Here is a 526-nt window from a genome sequence, read left to right on the forward strand (position 1 = left end):
CACAGCCGCATAGCCAACGCCCGCAAAGACTTTCTGCACAAGACCACCACAGCGATCAGCCAAAACCACGCGCTCGTTTGTGTTGAGGATTTGCAGGTCAGGAATATGTCCAAGTCTTCCAAGGGCAATAGTGAAAAGCACGGCAAACGGGTCAAGCAAAAGGCGGGGCTGAATCGCGCCATCCTCGATCAAGGGTGGGGCGAGTTTCGCCGCCAGTTGGAATACAAAATGGCTTGGGCTGGCGGGCTGTTTATTGCAGTGCCTGCGCACCACACTAGCCAGACTTGCCCCTGTTGCGGCCACGTTGCCAAAGAGAATCGGCAAACACAAGCCAAGTTCTTGTGCGTCGATTGTGGCCATGCAGAAAACGCCGATGTGGTCGGCGCGATCAATGTTTTAGAGCGCGGACAGCGCTTGTTAGCCTGTGGAGAGGACGGCTCTGGCCGGGGTCGAAAGACCCGGGCGAAACCAGCCTCGGTGAAGCAGGAACCCACCGAAGCGACTATGCACGAGGTTTCTCATGCGT

At 56.8% G+C, this 526-nt stretch carries 1 protein-coding gene; it reads left to right on the forward strand.

From position 1 onward, the window contains the following. On the forward strand, positions 1-526 hold a 526-nt coding region (locus ACFO24_RS13280), incomplete at both ends, for an RNA-guided endonuclease InsQ/TnpB family protein (protein ID WP_377738777.1).

The sequence above is a fragment of the Comamonas denitrificans genome (assembly GCF_042654745.1).
GTDB classification, from domain to species: Bacteria; Pseudomonadota; Gammaproteobacteria; order Burkholderiales; family Burkholderiaceae_C; genus Comamonas; species Comamonas denitrificans.